The 15699-nt window shown below is 44.6% G+C and carries 13 protein-coding genes; 8 read left to right on the top strand and 5 right to left on the bottom strand.

The features are described from left to right. Nucleotides 1-14: 14 nt before the first annotated feature. Nucleotides 15-785: a substrate-binding periplasmic protein gene (locus AAGA51_RS10265; RefSeq protein WP_042483523.1), complete on the bottom strand. Its 771-nt coding sequence runs from the start codon at nt 783-785 to the stop codon at nt 15-17. 163 nt (nt 786-948) lie between these two features. On the opposite strand from AAGA51_RS10265, the gene AAGA51_RS10260 reads away from it, so the two are divergent. Continuing rightward, nucleotides 949-2871, top strand: a complete 1923-nt coding sequence (locus AAGA51_RS10260; protein WP_342291462.1) for a methyl-accepting chemotaxis protein — start codon at nt 949-951, stop codon at nt 2869-2871. A 62-nt stretch (nt 2872-2933) separates the two neighbouring features. Here the strand turns inward: AAGA51_RS10260 and yfbR are convergent, their stop codons facing one another. After that, nucleotides 2934-3518 carry a 5'-deoxynucleotidase gene (gene yfbR / locus AAGA51_RS10255; RefSeq protein ID WP_042483516.1) on the bottom strand — a complete coding sequence of 195 codons (585 nt, stop codon included), beginning with the start codon at nt 3516-3518 and terminating at the stop codon, nt 2934-2936. Nucleotides 3519-3646: 128 nt separating this feature from the next. Next, nucleotides 3647-4861: a pyridoxal phosphate-dependent aminotransferase gene (locus AAGA51_RS10250; RefSeq protein ID WP_042483514.1), complete on the bottom strand. Its 1215-nt coding sequence runs from the start codon at nt 4859-4861 to the stop codon at nt 3647-3649. 215 nt (nt 4862-5076) lie between these two features. Between AAGA51_RS10250 and AAGA51_RS10245 the strand changes: the two genes are divergently transcribed. The 7 genes from AAGA51_RS10245 (at nt 5077) to AAGA51_RS10215 (ending at nt 12660) form a co-directional block, all read left to right on the top strand. Next, a complete protein-coding gene (locus AAGA51_RS10245; protein ID WP_042483512.1) occupies nt 5077-6384 on the top strand; it encodes an isochorismate synthase in 1308 nt (435 codons plus the stop codon). Then, nucleotides 6381-8093, top strand: a complete 1713-nt coding sequence (gene menD / locus AAGA51_RS10240) for a 2-succinyl-5-enolpyruvyl-6-hydroxy-3-cyclohexene-1-carboxylic-acid synthase (RefSeq protein ID WP_042483509.1) — start codon at nt 6381-6383, stop codon at nt 8091-8093. The genes AAGA51_RS10245 and menD overlap by 4 nt, the downstream gene beginning before the upstream one ends. Then, nucleotides 8083-8907: a 2-succinyl-6-hydroxy-2,4-cyclohexadiene-1-carboxylate synthase gene (menH, locus tag AAGA51_RS10235; protein ID WP_042483505.1), complete on the top strand. Its 825-nt coding sequence runs from the start codon at nt 8083-8085 to the stop codon at nt 8905-8907. The genes menD and menH overlap by 11 nt, the downstream gene beginning before the upstream one ends. Continuing rightward, entirely contained in the window at nt 8900-9766 is an 867-nt protein-coding gene (menB, locus tag AAGA51_RS10230) for a 1,4-dihydroxy-2-naphthoyl-CoA synthase (RefSeq protein ID WP_042483502.1), read from the top strand. The genes menH and menB overlap by 8 nt, the downstream gene beginning before the upstream one ends. 109 nt (nt 9767-9875) lie before the next feature. After that, the gene (gene menC / locus AAGA51_RS10225; RefSeq protein WP_042483498.1) at nt 9876-10871 is read left to right on the top strand and encodes an o-succinylbenzoate synthase; all 996 of its coding nucleotides are present in this window, start codon (nt 9876-9878) and stop codon (nt 10869-10871) included. Beyond that, nucleotides 10868-12295, top strand: coding sequence for an o-succinylbenzoate--CoA ligase (gene menE / locus AAGA51_RS10220; protein WP_042483495.1), 1428 nt, complete (start codon nt 10868-10870; stop codon nt 12293-12295). Before menC ends, menE begins: the two co-directional genes overlap by 4 nt. Before the next feature lie 191 nt (nt 12296-12486). Then, nucleotides 12487-12660: a hypothetical protein gene (locus tag AAGA51_RS10215; RefSeq protein WP_167828599.1), complete on the top strand. Its 174-nt coding sequence runs from the start codon at nt 12487-12489 to the stop codon at nt 12658-12660. On the opposite strand, the gene AAGA51_RS10210 is transcribed toward AAGA51_RS10215, so the two are convergent. Together AAGA51_RS10210 and AAGA51_RS10205 are read right to left on the bottom strand one after the other, a co-directional pair. Next, the gene (locus AAGA51_RS10210; RefSeq protein ID WP_042483492.1) at nt 12643-13569 is read right to left on the bottom strand and encodes a YeiH family protein; all 927 of its coding nucleotides are present in this window, start codon (nt 13567-13569) and stop codon (nt 12643-12645) included. The genes AAGA51_RS10215 and AAGA51_RS10210 overlap by 18 nt on opposite strands. A gap of 249 nt (nt 13570-13818) precedes the next feature. Next, entirely contained in the window at nt 13819-15690 is a 1872-nt protein-coding gene (locus AAGA51_RS10205) for an MFS transporter (RefSeq protein WP_042483487.1), read from the bottom strand. Nucleotides 15691-15699: the final 9 nt, after the last annotated feature.

Below are 15699 nucleotides of genomic sequence, written 5' to 3'. Positions count from 1 at the left end.
ATTACTTTGGTGCCTTAATTTTCATTAGGAAGATTTGAAACACCAAGCCGTGTCAGTATGGCGTTGTAAGTACCATCTTCTTTCATAGATGACAGGCCTTGGTTGAATGCTTGAGTCAGCTCATCACTTCGAGATAACTTGCGACTAAATGCATTATAGACTTCGTAAGTGCGAAATGGAGGAACGAGGATTTCTATATGTTCGGAGGAATTGCTCGGTTCTAATCCAGAATTTTGCATGAAGCGAAAATATTCCCGAGCCATCAAAGCAAGGTCAACTCTTTCCTTAACTAGCATAGACAAACTAACCAAATTAGAGTTTGCCGGATATAAATTAAGCCCTTCGGTTTGAGCGTCATCGGCTTGCAGGGTGCCTATCTGAACTGCAATAAGGAGATTTTTATTATCATTGAGTGAGTCAGTTTTATTCAGTGGGTCTCGTTTTTTAATAAACACCTGTTCACTGGAATAAATACTGAAAGAGTAAGAAAGCGTTTTCTCCCTTTCTTGTGCGAAGTACAACCCTAGAATGCCATCGACCAGTCCATTTTGTGCACTACTGAGAGCCCGTTTCCAAGGCATAAACGTCAGTTCTAGTGTGTATCCCGAGCGCTGAAAAGCTTCTCTGGTTATTGCAGCTAAAAAACCATTTTCGGGTAAATCTTTCCCATAAAAGGGCGGCCACTCCATCGCGGATAAATTGACCGTATTGGCGTAACTCGGCTGGATGAAACATGAAAGAATCAGTGAAGTTAAAATCAATAGGCGCTTGAAATTTAAGGTCATAAAATATCTCTATATGTAATGTATTGATTATAGAAGGTATTGGAGACCTCGTCCTAAAACAGAATAAATGTGAGAAGAAAGGTCGCTGTTTCCCCAGTTTTGTGGTGAGTTGGCTAATTATTGATTGTGTGGCGTCTATAATGAAATCTGCAGGGAGCTTGTCTTGCAACATATTGGAGAGTGTGAAATGCGAACATTAGGATTAAAAAAAGTATTATTAATATCCGTAATATTACTTGTTGCCATATCTGTCTCGTTAGCGAACTTAGCATCATATCTACAACAGAAAGAATCATTAACAACCAATATATTAAATCAAAGTAAAAGTTACGTTACCGAACAGGCCGTTATTATTGAAAATTTCATTAATCAGAAGGCAAGTGGTATTAGCAAAATTGCAGGACAATATAAAAATAAGGCAATTACGGGAAGTGCGGAAGAAATTATAGAGCGAACGAAGTTCCTTGCTAATGCTATGAATGTAGATAGTGCTGTTATTGCTTTTGACAACGGGGATGCGTATTGGAATATTGCCAGTGACACTTGGCCGAATCATAAATATGCGGGAGACGTAACCCAGCGCCCTTGGTATCAAGCGGCTCAGAGCTCTAATAAAGTGACCGTCACGGATCCATATATGGGAACCGATGGAGTTTACTGGGTAACAATTATTGATAAAGTGAAAGACGGGACTGTTTCTGCGGATATGACTTTGTCATTTTTAAATGAGATGGTGAAAACATCGATACCTGGTGCCGTCGCTATCATTATGAACCAAAGTGGTACTTTATTGGCTTCTTCTTCTGAGGTTGTAAAGTCAGGAACCAAGGTTAGCGATTACGCTTGGTTTAAATCAGCCGCTGAAAATGCACTTAATGCACCCGAAGCAGTATCACAATACCAATTAAATGGACAAGACAAATTGCTTTTCTCACACCAAGTCAGAGTGGGAGATAAGCTATGGTATTACGCGATAGGGCTTGATGAATCAGTTGCTTTTGCCGATCTAGAAAGTGTCAAGGTTTCTGCATTTTTTGTAACAGCTATTGCGACCGTGATTAGCATTATCGTAGCTTTTGTTTTGGTCAATATCCTTTATCGGCCAATTATTTCTTTGCGTAAGACAATTACAGATTTATCAAGTGGTAACGGAGATCTTACTCAACGTTTGAGTGTAACTTCTAATGATGATATTGGTGAGATATCGACCGGAGTTAATCGCTTTATTGCTGATCTGCAAAGTATGATGTTGGAAGTGCAAGGTGCGAGTCAAACATTGCAGGACAACGTGTATAAGCTTCGAGAGCAATCTAAATACAATGGTGAGATCCTACAAAGCCATGTAACAGAAACAGAGCAAATAGTAACAGCTGTTGATGAGATGGATGCCACAGCAAACTCTATGGCTACCGATGCTGCCAATACAGCTAATTTAACTGAACAAGCCAATAATAGCAGTAATGAATCACGTCGGATCTTGGATAAATCGAAACAAACGATATCTGCGTTGATTGCTGATGTTGAAAAGGCGTCTTTGGACGTTCAGCAAATGAACAACCAGACTCAAAACATTAGTACAATATTGACAGTTATTGGTGATATTGCAGAACAAACGAATTTGTTGGCACTGAATGCTGCTATAGAAGCCGCTAGAGCTGGTGAGCAAGGACGAGGGTTTGCTGTTGTCGCTGATGAAGTACGTAAATTAGCCAGCCGAACTAAAGAAAGTACAGCGGAAATTGAGGCAGCACTAACGGATCTCTTAACTGGATGCCAAAGAGTGGTGGAGTCGATGGGATATACCAAAGAGCGCTGTCAAGAAACGGCTGCGGGGTCGGTCGAAGTAGAATCTAGCCTTCAAGCGCTAACACAATTTGTTGATGAGATTAATGATTTAAGCTCACAAATAGCAACTGCCGCAGAAGAACAAAGTAGTGTGACTAAAGAAGTCAGTCGGAATATGAATGCAATTAGTGAAATTGTTTCCAATCTAGATCAAAACGGTCTAGAAGCGATTAAAAATGCTGAAGATATTGCAACCGTAAACGACAAGCTGATTAATGTCGTCGGGCGTTTTAAGCTATAAAAAATTGATCTATACAATAGGCATGCTGGCTAATGCTCCCCGCATGCCTATTTTTTGGGGGGCTAGCTAATTTCGTCCAGTGTTAATTCAAAACTTGGGGCGAAAGTGTTTAAAAAATACTCCATTTCTTGCGAATAGCGCTCTTTCAACGTTACGTCTAAGCGTTTTTTCGCTAACGCATATTCGTGGTTACCCGCACTTAGCTCTTCTAAGCATTTCAGGTAAGCACAGATACAGTCTGCTTGTTTGACGATAGCGGCATCATCCGGATGTGAAGATTCTGAAACTAAGAAAGGCGCGAAGTCTTCATGGAACTCTTCAGGCAACATAGACAGAAGACGTTTTTCTGCCGCTGCTTCTATCTTTTTGTATTCTTTAGCGATATCTGGATTGTAGTACTTGATTGGGGTCGGCAAATCGCCGGTTAACACTTCGCTGCTATCGTGGTACATCGCTAAAATGGCTATGCGCTCAGGATTGAGTTTTCCACCAAATTTTTTGTTTTTGATTACCGCCAAGGCATGAGCAACAAAAGCCACTTGCAGGCTGTGCTCTGAGATATTTTCCTTAGAGATTGAACGCATTAATGGCCAGCGTTGAATCAGCTTCATTCGAGCGAGGTGGGCGAAAAAATGACTCTCTTGCATAACATTCCAACTTGTTCAGCATAAAAAACGGGCTCTCTTGAGTGTACAGAAGAGAGCCCGTTAATTCTAATACTCTTACCGTTTGGCTTGCCGCTTAAGGGTTCGAATATGATATTTGTAATATCAAATTATTGACTGTAAGTGCTTAGGAAGCGTTCAAAGCGTCCGATGGCGATTTCCAGATCTTCAACGTGTGGCAGCGTTACGATACGGAAATGGTCAGGCTTCGGCCAGTTAAAGCCAGTGCCTTGAACCAACAGTACTTTTTCCTGAACTAAGAAATCCAACACCATTTTTTGGTCATCTTTGATGTTGTACATCTTAGTGTCGATTTTCGGGAACAAGTACATCGCGCCTTTCGGTTTCACACAAGAAACCCCAGGGATCTGGTTAATCATTTCCCATGCTTTATCACGCTGCTCTAACAGGCGACCACCAGGAAGAATGAGTTCATTGATACTTTGATAACCGCCCAGTGCTGTTTGGATTGCATGTTGCATAGGAACGTTGGCACACAAACGCATTGATGAGAGCATCTCAAGACCTGCGATATAACCCTTAGCATAATGCTTAGGACCAGTCAGGAACATCCAGCCGCTGCGGAAACCACAAACACGGTAAGCTTTAGACAGACCGTTAAATGTCACAACCAGTACATCTTCCGTCAGACTTGCGACTGGAGTATGCGTTGCACCGTCATAAAGCACTTTGTCGTAGATTTCATCTGCGAAAATGATCAATTTATGCTGACGTGCAATTTCAATCACTTCTAACAGAAAATCGCGACTGTAAACCGCACCAGTAGGGTTGTTCGGGTTAATTAGAACAATACCGCGAGTTTTTGGTGTGATTTTCTTTTTAATGTCATCCAGATCTGGGTACCAGTCTGCTTGTTCATCACAGATGTAATGCACCGCAGTACCACCAGAAAGAGACACAGCAGCAGTCCATAACGGATAGTCAGGCGCTGGCACTAACATTTCGTCGCCATTATTCAGTAGGGCTTGCATCGCCATTACGATCAGTTCAGATACGCCGTTACCTAAGTAAACGTCTTCGACATCTAGGCTGCGGATACCTTTTTTCTGATAGTGTTGAACAACAGCTTTACGAGCGGAATAAATACCTTTCGAATCACAATAGCCTTGCGAAGTCGGCATATTACGGATCACGTCAACCAGGATTTCGTCTGGGGCGTCGAAGCCAAATGGGGCCGGGTTACCGATATTTAGCTTCAGTATTTTATGCCCCTCTTCCTCCATGCGCTTAGCATGTTTGAGTACAGGACCCCTAATGTCGTAGCAGACATTATCGAGTTTTGACGACATCCCGATATTTTGCATTTTTTTATTCCTGAGAATGGTTGAATTTCTTTATTAAACTAACTCAAATAGAAATTTTTTAGAATAAAAATCTGTAAAAAGTCTGCTTTATGGTGAGTGAGTTGAATGTCATTTTGTTGAAGTGATGTAAAAGATAGAGCATAACCTTGATTTAAATAAGTTCTCTCAATAGAGTAGCCAAAGGTATACCAAATCTCCTTAACTACGAGGTTGTTTTGTCTAAATTTTATCAAGCCGTTGCTCAGTTAATTGAGCAAGTAAGTAACGCGAGAGAAAACGATGTTCGTTTTGTCCAAGAGTTGGCAGACAAGCCACCATTCGCGTTTATAGATTGGCTTGAAGCCCAACCTATTTTCCCTAAGTTTTACTGGCAATCACGAGACACTCGTGACGAAGTAGTCGCATTAGGGCAGTTATACACCTTTACTGAGCCAGAGCCTGCTTACGCCATTCTGGGCGAAGGCCAGCGAGTATGGGGCGGACGTTCTTTTGATGGGCGGACGGAGAAGAACCGTTACTGCATGGCTTCTTTTTTCTTTCTGCCACAGATTGAGTTAATCCGTTTCGACGATAAATGGTCGTTAGCTGCAAATGTGAGTCACGAAAAACACCGCACATTAGCTACGCTCAACAAACTGCTGGTGGACGTTACGCCAATTCGGACGCTGCAAAGCGAGATTGTGCATGTGACACATACACCGGATGAAAACAGTTGGAATCACCTTGTAGAAAAAGTCTTGCATGGTATTGAGCAGAAAGAGTTCAAAAAAGTGGTTCTGGCACGAAAAACAAGCTTGCAGCTAGACAGCAACTTAAGTGCTGCTCAGCTTTTAAAAGCAAGCTATGCGCAGAATCATCACAGCTTCCACTTCCTTCTATCGATTGATACAAAGCACAGTTTCATGGGTTCTACGCCGGAACGTTTGTATTACCGCCAAGGAAGTGAACTACAGACAGAAGCGTTGGCTGGCACAATTGGACGGGGTCACAATGCCAGTCAGGATTTAGAACTGGCAAATTGGTTAACGCAAGATACAAAAAATCTGAATGAAAACCAGTTGGTTGTGGATGATATTGTTGAGCGTTTAGAACCGCATTCTCATCAAGTGTTTGTTGAAGAGGAAGCCCGATTGGTTCGCTTACGCAAAGTTCAACATTTGAAACGTTCTATCCGCGCTTACCTGAAACAGGGTATTAACGGCATTCAATTATTGAGTGCGTTGCAGCCAACAGCCGCGGTGGCTGGGTTACCTCGCAAAGAAGCGTTGGATTTTATTACCCAAAACGAGCCTTTCGCTCGCGGTTGGTACGCAGGCTCTATGGGTTACTTTAGCCATCAAAAAGCCGAGTTTTGTGTCGCGATTCGCAGTGCATTAGTGCTGGAAAAAGAAGTTCAGCTTTTTGCCGGTGCAGGTATTGTTCCCGGCTCGGTTGCAGAACATGAGTGGCAGGAACTGGATAAGAAAATGTCGACGCTGCTGAGTTTAATATCAGACAAGCTGCCTTTGGGAGTGGCTTCATGAGCCAAGATCAAGCGGTACTGAACCGAATTTGGAGCAAGGTTATCTTAGAAGAGTTATCGCGCTTTGGTGTGACTGAAGTTTGCGTGGCTCCGGGTTCTCGTTCTACACCTTTGACACTTGAAGCTGACGCGAACGCAAAGTTAAACCTTCACACTCACTATGATGAACGCGGGCTTGGTTTCCTTGCATTAGGTTTAGCGAAAGCAAGCAGCAAACCTGTCGCTGTTATTGTTACATCCGGCACGGCGGTAGCGAATTTACTTCCTGCTATTGCAGAAGCAAAACTAACCGGTGAAAAACTGATCGTGCTTACTGCTGACCGTCCTGTTGAACTGGTAGGTTGTGGCGCGAACCAAGCAATTGTGCAGCATGACATTTTTTCTTCGCATGTGACAAAAGCGGTTTACCTGCCCAGCCCTGATGTTGGCGTCTCAATTAACTGGTTGTTGACTACTATTGATGATGCTTGTTATCAGCAGCAGCAGGCGGGTAGTGCCATCCATATTAACTGCCCATTCCCTGAACCTTTGTATTCCAATGGTGACGATTCACAGTATCAGGATTACCTCGCTACGATTGGTGAGTGGTCTCAATCTGAACAAATTTATTGCCAACGACACTTTAGCATTTCGCAGGTTTCTCTTATCTCCAACGACATATTGAGTAACAAAGGCGTCGTCATTGTTGGCTCGGTGAGTTTAAAAGAGGCGTTGGCGGCGAAGCAGTTCGCCCAAAAGCTGGGTTGGCCTCTGCTGTGTGACCCTCAATCAGGAATCAACAGCCAATGGGCACACTTCGATTTATGGCTGCAAAATGCCACAGCAAAAATTCAGCTCAATCAATGTGAGCAAATCATTCAGTTTGGCTCTCGTATCGTCTCCAAGCGTTTAAATCAATGGCTTTCGGAACAAGTGAGCCAAAGAAATTGCCGATATGGTTATGTTTCCCCTAGTTCGGACAGAAACAATCCCGCTCATCTTCCTCAGCAACATTGGGTCGCAGATATTTCTGACTGGGTCGCTTCTGCCATAGAACAATGGACAGCGCTAACGCCGCTACAATCTGGCTGGGCGGATTCACTAATAGCGTATTCAACGGCCATTTCACAATTGGCGAAGTTGCATTTATCTCAACAGCATTTAACCGAAATTGCAGTTGCACTTGAGCTGAGTGATAGTGATACGGACGCAGCATTGTTCTTGGGCAACAGCTTGATTGTGCGTTTAGCGGATATGTTCAGCGTGATAGATCAACGTGACGTGTACTCAAATCGTGGAGCGTCTGGTATTGATGGACTTGTTGCGACAGCGGCTGGCGTACATCGCGCAATTGATAAACCTATGTTGATGATATTGGGTGATACCTCGCTACTTTACGATCTCAACTCGTTGGCGTTAGTGCGCGCAAGTAAACATCCGCTGGTGATCGTTGTCTGCAATAACGATGGTGGCGCGATATTCGATTTGCTTCCTGTACCTGCTGAAAAGCGTGAAGCGCTTTACCAGATGCCACATGGCATGAACTTTAAAGCCGCAGCAGCGCAATTTGGTTTGCACTATGCGCAACCTGAGACGCTTCATGCTTATCGCTCTTTAGTGCAGGAACATTTGCAGTCGGGTGAGGGATGCCTGCTGGTGGAGGTCATCACGCCACCTCAACAAGCTTCAGCACAAATCAAGCAACTGACCGCTCAGATTCATGCTTTATAGTCACTCTTGCTTTAAGCAAACCACCAAAGAAGGCGAGCCCGTGCTGGTCTTTTTGCATGGTTTGCTGGGCAGTGGCGAAGACTGGCAATCCTCGATTGAAAAACTGCCTAACAGCAATTGGATCACCATAGACCTTCCCGGGCATGGTCAAAGTCAAGAGTATGCCTGTGCAGATTTTTTTCAGTGCTGCCAACAAATTTCTCACACAATCCTTTCCCAGCTAGAACCTAATACACCCATTATTTTGATTGGATACTCATTGGGTGGTCGCATCGCCATGTTAGGGGTTGCGCTTGAACTGTTTTCGAATCTCAACCTTGTTGGATTGGTTATCGAAGGTGGGAATTTTGGTTTACAGAATGAACAAGAGAAAAAAGCGCGCTGGGAAAAAGATAGCCATTGGGCACAGCGATTTCGCTTGGAACCGATTGAGCAAGTATTGAACGATTGGTATCAGCAAGCGGTGTTTAGTTCACTAAATGATGAGCAAAGACAAACTCTGATCACAAAGCGTAGTGCTAATCTTGGGAACGAGATAGCAAATATGCTGTTATCAACATCGTTAGCAAATCAACCATACTTACTACCTGCATTGCAGCAACTTTCGTTGCCAGTGCTTTATGTGTGTGGAGCAAACGATGACAAATTTCGTCAACTCGCCGAACAGAGCGGGCTGACTTACAGTCAGATTGAAAGCGCAGGGCACAATGTTCATCAAGAACAGCCAAGTGCTTTTGCGAGGACAATTCAGCGATTTATAGACTCACTCCACAAAGAAGTGAGAAGCAACAATATTGGGAATCACCATGGCTAAAACAGTAGGCATTTCAGAAGAAGAACTTTACGCACCAGTGGCGTGGCATGATTGCAGCGGCAGTTTTGAAGATATTCACTACCACAAATCTGAAGATGGTATCGCGAAAATCACCATCGCTCGTCCTCAAGTACGTAACGCATTCCGCCCTCAAACCGTAAAAGAGATGATCAATGCGTTAGCAGATGCTCGTTACGATGAAGGCGTGGGTGTCATCATCCTTACCGGTTTAGGTGAAGATGCATTCTGCTCTGGTGGCGACCAGAAGATTCGTGGCGACTACGGCGGTTACAAAGACGACACCGGCACTCACCACCTAAACGTGTTGGACTTCCAACGCCAAATTCGTACCTGTCCAAAACCTGTGATCGCATCTGTTGCGGGCTGGGCGGTAGGCGGTGGTCACGTTCTGCACATGATGTGTGATCTTACTATCGCGGCAGAAAATGCGCAGTTCGGTCAAACAGGACCAAAAGTGGGTTCTTTTGATGGCGGCTGGGGTGCTTCTTACATGGCGCGCATCGTGGGTCAGAAAAAAGCACGCGAAATCTGGTTCCTTTGCCGTTTCTATAACGCTCAGGAAGCCTTAGATATGGGCTTAGTCAACACAGTTGTTCCACTGGCTGATCTTGAAAAAGAGACGGTACGTTGGTGCCGTGAAGTGCTGCAACACAGCCCTATGGCGCTTCGTTGTCTGAAAGCAGCACTGAATGCAGACTGTGATGGTCAAGCTGGTCTTCAAGAGCTGGCGGGTAACGCAACCATGTTGTTCTACATGACTGACGAAGGGCAGGAAGGACGTAATGCGTTTAATGAAAAACGTCGTCCGGACTTCAACAAGTTCCCTCGCAACCCTTAATGTTGCAGACGCTTATGGTTAATGGCTGACAGTTTTTAACTGTTAGCCGTACGAAATTAGGGTCAGTAGTCTCGTTACTCTGACCCATAGTGAACAAATTAGGTTTTATATGCGCAGTGCAAAACTGTACCGCTATGCATTACCCATGGATAGCGGAGTGATTCTTCGTGAAGAGAAACTGACTGTACGCGAAGGTTTTGTTGTTGAACTTCGTGAAGATGGAAAAGTAGGGCTTGGGGAAATTGCGCCCTTAAAAGGATTCAGTGTCGAAACGCCAGATGAAGCGGGTGCGTTAGCAAAAGAGCAGCTTGAACTCTGGGTTCAAGGGCAATCGCTGAGCTACGATGAGCTGTTTCCATCAGTTGCCTTCGGGTTATCGATGGCGGAGTTAGAGTTAGCAGGTGGTTTACCACAAGAGGGTGAGTATAACGCGGCACCGCTTTGTACTGGTGATCCAGACGATCTCATTCCAACGCTGAACAATATGCCGGGCAGAAAAGTGGCGAAAATCAAAGTGGGTTTGTACGAACCGATTCGTGACGGCATGTTGGTGAATCTATTCTTAGAATCTATGCCAGACCTTTATCTCCGCTTGGATGCCAATCGAGCTTGGACAAAAGAAAAAGCTGCTAAGTTTGCCCAATATATCGCGCCTTCAAGACGCAGCAGAATCGCTTACCTTGAAGAGCCGTGTATGTCGCCAAGTGACAGTCTGGCTTTTGCTATTGATACCGGTATCGGCATTGCGTGGGATGAAACCCTGCAACATGCGGTTCGCAGTGATGAGTTCAAACTTGAACAACTGGTAGGGGCGAAAACCATTGTTATCAAGCCGACGCTGATAGGTTCTGTCGAACGTTGTAAAACGTTGATTGAAAAAGCTAAGGCGTTAAAAATTCAGGCAGTGGTCAGTTCAAGTATTGAATCAAGTTTAGGCCTGACTCAGTTAGCTCGTCTGTCTAAATGGCTGATGCCGGAAGAAATTCCGGGGCTAGATACGATAGGGCTGTTTAAGGCTCAGCTTGTTACCTCATGGCCGGATTGCAACATTCCGGTTGCGAATCTCGAAGACCAAGAGCTTATCTGGTCGTCGGAGACAGCATGACCCCTTGGCAACATTATCAACAGTGTCACCCAGATAAGGTGGCACTTTGCTTTTATGACCCACAGGGTAGAGAGCAGAGGTTGACGTGGCAGCAACTTAGCCATCATGTAGACCAATACCAAGCGTCTCTGCTATCAAAGGGAATCAAAGCGGGTGAAGTACTCACTTTAGTGGGAAAGAATTACATACAGATGCTTATGTGGTTTTTGGCTGCCCAACAATCTGGGATAGTGTGCGCTTTTGCGATGCCTCAAACGATTTCTCAGCTGACGGACAAACTAGATACCCTCTACACACCATCACAAACGGCTTATGTGTGGTTAGCGGATAGCGCTCAATGCCGAGCGGAAGACTTTCAACACATTGAGAGAAAAATAGCGTTCATCGAGTTTGACGCTCATCTTTGCAACCCTAATTCTGTTTCACTTCACTCTCAATACAAAGCTGACAACTTAGCCAGCATCATTTTTACGTCAGGTTCCACAGGCAAACCGAAAGCCGTCGCCCATAATCACAGTCAGCATCTTGCCTCGGCGCAGGGGTTACTCGAAGTATTTCGCTTCCAAGCCGATGATACTTGGTTGCTAAGCCTGCCCATGTACCATGTTTCTGGATTAGCGATTGTTTATCGTTGGCTAAGCTCAGCAGCCTGCTTAAAAATTGGTACGGGAGAGCTAGTTCAAGATATTCAAAATGTCACTCATGCTTCTTTAGTCCCCACACAATTAAAGCGCTTGTTGGATAGTAAGCAGGTACTCACTCTTAGCCATGTATTACTTGGAGGAAGCCATATTCCACAGCAGCTTAGCCAGCAAGCCGCGGCATTGGGAATAGAAACCTGGCTTGGCTACGGAATGACGGAAGCCGCCTCCACAGTAACAGCGAAACGAGTTGATGAAACGGCTGCGACTGGCAAGGTACTTTCTCAGAGGAAAGTTAAACTGGAAGGCGAACGTATTTATATCGGCGGAAATACGCTTGCTCAGGGTTATTTCTTTCAGGGCTCAATGACACCGATAGTGAATGAACAAGGGTGGTTTGACAGTAAAGATTTGGGTCAGTGGGTTGGTGATGAATTAGTGATTATCGGTCGTGCTGATAACTTATTTATCTCTGGTGGAGAAAACATTCACTGTGAAGAGATTGAAAGCGTATTGAACCAGCATCCAGATATTCAACTAGCGATGGTTGTTCCGGTGACGGATGCAGAGTACGGCGCTCGTCCGGTGGCGGTGATTCGCAGCCAAAAGCAGTTCGAAAAGCCGGATGGCGATGTGTTATGCAGTGACAAACTTGAAAAATTCAAATGGCCGGTCGCGTATTTTCAGATGCCGGATGAACTGTTAGAAACAGGGATAAAAGTCTCACGCAAAGCCGTTAAAGATTGGTTGAAGGATCATCAGAACCAATACATACCGCTATGAACTGCACTTGTGAACTGAAAATCGAGAGTCTGTGAACTCATAACCGAACGTTTGTGAACTTAAAACCGAAAGTTAAAAGCTGCGGTTATGAGTTAGTCCAAAACAGAATTTCTCTTCTTATAACTCATGAGCATAATAGACCCAGATTTTTGAGAATTTAAGACTATAGTGTCTATATTCAAGGGGCTGTTATGTTCAAAGGGCTTTTTATTGTCACCATCGCACTGCAACTATTGATTGCTTTTACACAAAACGGCTGGGTACGCTCGGTGGCGGAGCTGAGTGCGTTCTTATTAGTCGTATTATTCAGCCTTGCGGTTAAACCGTTTACCACCAAGCCTGAGCCATTAAACCGTCAGAAGTAACCAGCCCAAAGACGACACCGATATCGCAATCCAAAGAATCACACCAAACAGCAGCGGCTTAGGCCCAGAAGCTTTCAAACGTGCAGGTGAAATACTGCAACCAATCAGAAATAGACAGATCACCAGAGCCTGTTTAGCAATCGAAAACACACCTTGATAGATTTGTTGCCACTGTGGAAATAAGTCACTGAACCCGATTGCCAGACAGTAGAAAAGAATGAAGTAAGGGATAGCCAGTTTGCGCGAATGGCTCTTGAACAACCAAGCGCTCACTAATGCTACGGGTACAATCCAAAGCGCTCGAGCCAACTTAAGTGTGGTTGCTGTTTTAAGTGCTTCTTCACCATAGGCTGAAGCGGCACCAACAACAGAAGAAGTATCATGAATTGCAATCGCTGCCCAAGTACCAAACGTATGTTGGTCGAGTGATAACGCGTGCCCGATCATCGGAAAGATAAACAGCGCGATAGAATTCAGTACAAAAACAGTGCCTAAAGCTAAGCCCGTTTGGTCGTCATCGGCATTAATTGCTGGAGCGACAGCAGCAATCGCACTTCCGCCACAAATTGCGGTACCAGAAGCGATTAAATGCCCTGTTTTCTTCTCAAGTCCCATTGCTTTGGCAACAAAAGTACCAATAACGAGTGTGCCGCAGATGGTTGCCAGAATAAGGCCAATACCGTCACTGGTGACAGTTAACGCTTGTTGCAAAGGAATGCCAAAACCTAAGCCAACGATAGAGTAAGCCAACAGTTTCTTGGTGAGCTTTGCGATAGGAATGTGCGCGGGAACCCAGCCTAAGGAAGCAATCAAAAAACCCATAACCAAAGCGCTTGGAGATGTAATCCAAGGAGAAAGGCAAAGTGCGCCACCCAGCCAAAATGGAAGGTGAATAGGTTTGATGTTCATAGTGACTACCTTACAACAACATGCACAGACAATATTTTTAAGTCCCGCTTTTCAGCACGATTTTGCTAAACGGCGAGCTCTGAACCGTTTGGAGGGGCATTGTAACGAGAAGTGGTTGGTCAGGAAATCTTAATGTATTGAACATATGTTTAGATAAACTGAACAACAGGTGTTTTCAGTGTTAGGTGATGCAATGAAGGCTTCTTAAAAGAAGCCTTCCAACAAAATATCTTTTGATACACCCAGAGCTTATTGCCAATCTCCGCGCAATTGAGCGACTTTTTTGAACATTACCTCTGAGGACGCAAGCTCTGAAGATACTGGCGGACCGGCTTCTATTTCTAGGCGTGACCAGAAACGACTCGGCAACCCTTTACAAGCACGACCTTTACATCGGCTAAAGTAACTGCCCCACAATCCTTTCAACGCTATGGGTATTACTGGAACAGGGCTGCGTTTTAAGATGATGTCTAACCCTCGCATAAACTCATTCATTTCACCGTCTGCCGTCAAACGGCCTTCAGGGAAAATACACACCAGATGACCTTCATTCAAAGCCTGTTCAACATCATTGAACGCTCGGAGTATGGAACGTCTGTTGCGAGCGCAGATAGGGATCACGCCTGCGCGCTTTAAAAAGCCTCTTAACACAGGCAGGTTTGCATAGTCTTCTTCCATCACAAAACGAATCAGGCGAGGGCTGGCTGCGCTGAGGAGCAAAGCATCCATATAACTAACGTGATTACAGACGAGCAACGCACCACCGTGTTCGGGAATGTGATTGAGATTTTTGTGTTTCACTCGGTAGAGAGTATGGGTCAGTGCCCAAACCAAAAACCGGACAGCAAATATAGGGACTTGTAAGAACACAAATACCGACGTTAATAGGTTGATCACCGAGATAACGACAAATAGCTGGATTATAGAAAGTTCTAACACAGACAAGCACACAATCCCGAGAATGGCGCTGCCAACCATAAATAACGAGTTGTAGATGTTGAGCGCTGCAATAACTTGTGCTCGTTGAGTCTCTTGAGCGCGTTGTTGCATTAATGCATAAAGCGGCACAATAAATACACCACCAGAAGCACCTAATAGCAGTAAATAGCAGAACAAAGGCCAGAGGGGCTGATAAAGAACGAACTCGCTAAACTGATGAAAGATAGGCAGTGATTCTGGAATGCTGGTCGCCATCAAATAGCCGAATACGGTAATGCCTAAGCTGCCGATAGGCACGATACCAATTTCAATTCGGTGGTTTGACAATTTGTCACAGCTTAATGAACCGATAGCGATCCCTACCGAGAACAGGGCAAGTAAGAAAGAAACCGCACTCTCAGTGCCATTGAGGTGGAGCTTAGTGAAGTTTGGAAACTGAGTTAAATAAGTTGCGCCGAGGAACCAAAACCAGCTGATTGCCATAATACACAGCAATATGGTGCGATCGCTTTTGGCAATGGCTAGTGTGTGGCGAGTCTGGCGGATAGGGCGCCAAGTAAAATGAATGTGCGGGTTACCCGCAGGTGCTTGTGGTATGAAGCGGCTTGCCAGATAACCACAAAGTGAAAACAGAACCACACAACCTGCAGCAATGTATTTGGCGTGGTCAAGCGAGGCGATAACGCCTGCGCCAATTGTACCGATTAATATGGCAAGGAAAGTTCCTGCCTCTACCAGCGCATTACCAGACACCAGTTCGTTGGCTTTAAGTTGTTGAGGTAGCAACGCATATTTTACAGGGCCAAAGAACGCAGATTGTGTACCCATCAAAAACAGCATCAATAGCAGCACAAGGTAGCTTTCTGTAATAAAGCCGATGGCGCCCAAACACATAATGGCGATTTCAATCAGTTTGACCTTACGGATAAACCAAGATTTTTCATATTTATCCGCCAGCACCCCAGCGGAAGCTGAAAAAAGAAAAAACGGAAGAATAAATAATCCTGCCGCTAAATTAATAAACAGATGGCTTGAAATGGGTAGAATTGCACTGCCTGAAAAGGCAACGAAGAGCAGCAAAACATTTTTGAAAATGTTGTCATTGAAAGCGCCAAAAAACTGCGTCACAAAATACGGAAGAAAACGTCGCTGACTGAGCAACGGTGTGTGATGTTGTGACATCCTATGTCC

This window comes from Vibrio diazotrophicus (genome assembly GCF_038452265.1).
Taxonomy (GTDB): domain Bacteria; phylum Pseudomonadota; class Gammaproteobacteria; order Enterobacterales; family Vibrionaceae; genus Vibrio; species Vibrio diazotrophicus.
Note: the sequence above shows the minus strand (reverse complement) of the source record. Positions and strands in the feature narration are given on the sequence as shown.

Bases quoted from the DNA above. Each gene is read 5' to 3' on its own strand.
- AAGA51_RS10265 (WP_042483523.1), bottom strand. From the start codon at position 785: ATGACCTTAAATTTCAAGCGCCTATTGATTTTAACTTCACTGATTCTT.
- yfbR (WP_042483516.1), bottom strand. From the start codon at position 3,518: ATGCAAGAGAGTCATTTTTTCGCCCACCTCGCTCGAATGAAGCTGATT.
- AAGA51_RS10250 (WP_042483514.1), bottom strand. From the start codon at position 4,861: ATGCAAAATATCGGGATGTCGTCAAAACTCGATAATGTCTGCTACGAC.
- menD (WP_042483509.1), top strand. From the start codon at position 6,381: ATGAGCCAAGATCAAGCGGTACTGAACCGAATTTGGAGCAAGGTTATC.
- menH (WP_042483505.1), top strand. From the start codon at position 8,083: ATGCTTTATAGTCACTCTTGCTTTAAGCAAACCACCAAAGAAGGCGAG.
- menB (WP_042483502.1), top strand. From the start codon at position 8,900: ATGGCTAAAACAGTAGGCATTTCAGAAGAAGAACTTTACGCACCAGTG.
- menC (WP_042483498.1), top strand. From the start codon at position 9,876: ATGCGCAGTGCAAAACTGTACCGCTATGCATTACCCATGGATAGCGGA.
- menE (WP_042483495.1), top strand. From the start codon at position 10,868: ATGACCCCTTGGCAACATTATCAACAGTGTCACCCAGATAAGGTGGCA.
- AAGA51_RS10215 (WP_167828599.1), top strand. From the start codon at position 12,487: ATGTTCAAAGGGCTTTTTATTGTCACCATCGCACTGCAACTATTGATT.
- AAGA51_RS10210 (WP_042483492.1), bottom strand. From the start codon at position 13,569: ATGAACATCAAACCTATTCACCTTCCATTTTGGCTGGGTGGCGCACTT.
- AAGA51_RS10205 (WP_042483487.1), bottom strand. From the start codon at position 15,690: ATGTCACAACATCACACACCGTTGCTCAGTCAGCGACGTTTTCTTCCG.